The sequence below is a fragment of the Sphingomonas bacterium genome (assembly GCF_903644135.1).
Lineage (GTDB): Bacteria > Pseudomonadota > Alphaproteobacteria > Sphingomonadales > Sphingomonadaceae > Sphingomonas.
In genome coordinates this window covers 1-2,574 of sequence record NZ_CAHJXA010000379.1, presented here as the reverse complement: position 1 = coordinate 2,574, position 2,574 = coordinate 1, and the positions used below count along the sequence as shown (strand labels likewise).

Here is a 2,574-nt window from a genome sequence, read left to right as displayed (position 1 = left end):
TGCGAGCGAACACTGCCTGCCGGCCGTTGGTGTTGCCCGTCCACTTGTCGATGCACAACATGCCAGCGAACTCCGCGATGTTGCGGAGTTCCGCAAGCTGCTCCGGGTACGACGCCCAGCCACGCCACCGCCCGCGCCGCCACCGCCGGCACCAGCCGCAGCGTCGCGGCGGTGACGATGCCCAGCGTCCCCTCCGCCCCGATCAGCAGCTGGCCGAGATCATAGCCGCGATTGTCCTTCTTCAGCGCGGCGAGGCCGTCATGGACGCTGCCGTCGGGCAGCACCGCCTCGACCCCCGCTACCAGCCCGCGCATGGTGCCGAAGCGCAGCACCTGGGTGCCGCCGGCGTTGGTCGAGACGAGGCCGCCGATCGTGGCGGTGCCGCGCGCGCCAAGCGTCAGCGGGAAACGCCGGCCGACCGCCAGCGCGGCATCGTTGAACGTCTGAAGGATCATCCCCGCTTCCGCCACCGCCAGGCCGGCCTCGGCGTTGACCGAGCGCAGCCGGTTCATGCGCCGCGTCGACACGATCAGCGCCGAGCCGTCGGCGGGCGGAGTCGCGCCGCCGACCATCGAGCTGTTGCCCCCCTGCGGGACCAGGGCGACGCCATGCTCGCCGGCGGCGCGCACGATCGTCGCCACCTCCGCGGTCGAGCCAGGCTGGAGCAGCACCGGCGACGATCCATGATAGCGCTGCCGCCAGTCGGTCTCCCACGGCGCGATCGCGGCGCGGTCGGTGACGATGGCGGCGGCCGGCAACAGCGGCGTCAGCGTGTCGAGCAGGCGATGCTGGGCCGGGGTCATGCCAGGGGTCATGCCAAGGGTCATGCCAAGGGTCATGCTGGGCGCGCCTAGGCCAAGTTCATCACCCGTTCAACGATCCGGCCTACAGCCACGCCGCCAACCATGCGTCACCCGCTGATCCCCGCCACGCTGCTCGCGCTCGTCGCTCCCGTGCTGCTTGCGGGGGAGGTCGGCATCGATGCGCCCGATGGCGGCGGCCAGATCGCGACCATGACCTTCCACGAGCGGATCATCGTGCGCGTGCCGCGGCTGGGGCCACCGCCGCCGCAGGTGACGTGGAAGGAAAAGCGCGGCCCCAAATGCATCGCCGCCAGTGACTTGGCCGGCGCGCTGGTGTCGGGGCCGGGCGTCGTCGACTTGGTGCTGGTGGGTAACCGGCGGGTGCGCGCCAAGCTCGACAACAGCTGCGAGCCGCTCGACTTCTACTCCGGCTTCTACCTCAAGCCGGCGGCGGACGGGCAGATCTGCGCAGCCCGCGACTCGATTCGCGCGCGTTCGGGGGCCTTGTGCGAGATCGATACCTTCAAGACGCTGAAGGCGGCCCTGCCCAAGCGCTGATTTCTTGACTTTTCGCGGGCGATCCGCAAGGCGCGCTATGGCGGTCGACCGCGCTGCACCGTTCCGCGCGAGGACGACCCGTCCTGCCCCTTTTCGGACGACCGCATGAACTTCGCCGACCTCGGCCTTTCTCCCGAACTCCTGAAGGCGGTGAACGACGCCGGCTATAGCGAGCCGACGCCGATCCAGGCGAGCGCGATCCCGTCGGTGCTGATGATGCGCGACATCATCGGCATCGCCCAGACCGGCACCGGCAAGACCGCGAGCTTCGTGCTGCCGATGATCGACATCCTGGCGCACGGCCGCCGCCGCGCGCTGATGCCGCGCAGTCTGATCCTGGAGCCGACCCGTGAGCTGGCCGCGCAGGTCGCCGAGAATTTCGAGAAATACGGCAAGGAGCACGACCTCAAGATGGCGCTGCTGATCGGCGGCGTGCAGATGGGTGACCAGGTCAAGGCGCTGTCGGACGGCGTCGACGTGCTGATCGCGACGCCGGGCCGGCTGATGGACCTGTTCGGGCGCGGCAAGATCCTGCTTACCGGCTGCAACCTGCTGGTGATCGACGAGGCCGACCGGATGCTCGACATGGGGTTCATCCCCGACATCGAGGAGATCTGCACCAAGCTGCCCAAGCAGCGCCAGACCTTGCTCTTCTCGGCGACGATGCCGCCGCCGATCAAGAAGCTGGCCGACAAGTTCCTCGACAACCCCAAGACAATCGAGGTGTCGCGTCCCGCCTCGACCAACCTCAACATCGCGCAATGGCTGGTTCCGGTGGCGGGTGGGATGCCCGCGAAACGCGACCGGCTGCGCGCGCTGCTCGGCCAGGAGGAGGTGACCAATGCGATCATCTTCTGCAACCGCAAGACGACGGTGCGCGAACTCAACAAGTCGCTGCGCCAGCACGGCTTCAAGTCGGGCGAGATCCATGGCGACATGGAACAGCCGCAGCGGATCGCCGAGCTCGACCTGTTCAAGGCCGGCACGATCAACATCCTGGTCGCCAGCGACGTCGCCGCGCGCGGGCTGGACATCAAGGGCGTCAGCCACGTCTTCAACTTCGACGCGCCATGGCATCCCGACGACTATGTTCACCGCATCGGCCGCACCGGGCGGGCGGGCGCGACCGGCGTCGCCTACACGATGGTGGGCCCCGAGGACGCCGAGAACATCGCCAACATCGAGAAGCTGACCGGCCAGACGATCCAGCGGC

3 protein-coding genes are annotated in these 2,574 nt (G+C 68.7%); 2 read left to right on the top strand and 1 reads right to left on the bottom strand.

Annotated elements, in window-relative coordinates:
* A partial coding sequence (locus tag HUU96_RS14775; protein WP_174293492.1) for an FAD-binding oxidoreductase occupies positions 1–815 on the bottom strand: 815 nt, incomplete at its 3' end.
* 90 nt (positions 816–905) lie between these two features.
* Between HUU96_RS14775 and HUU96_RS14770 the strand changes: the two genes are divergently transcribed.
* Positions 906–1,361 carry a hypothetical protein gene (locus HUU96_RS14770; protein ID WP_174293491.1) on the top strand — a complete coding sequence of 152 codons (456 nt, stop codon included), beginning with the start codon at positions 906–908 and terminating at the stop codon, positions 1,359–1,361.
* Between the two features lie 105 nt (positions 1,362–1,466).
* A partial coding sequence (locus HUU96_RS14765; protein ID WP_174293490.1) for a DEAD/DEAH box helicase occupies positions 1,467–2,574 on the top strand: 1,108 nt, incomplete at its 3' end.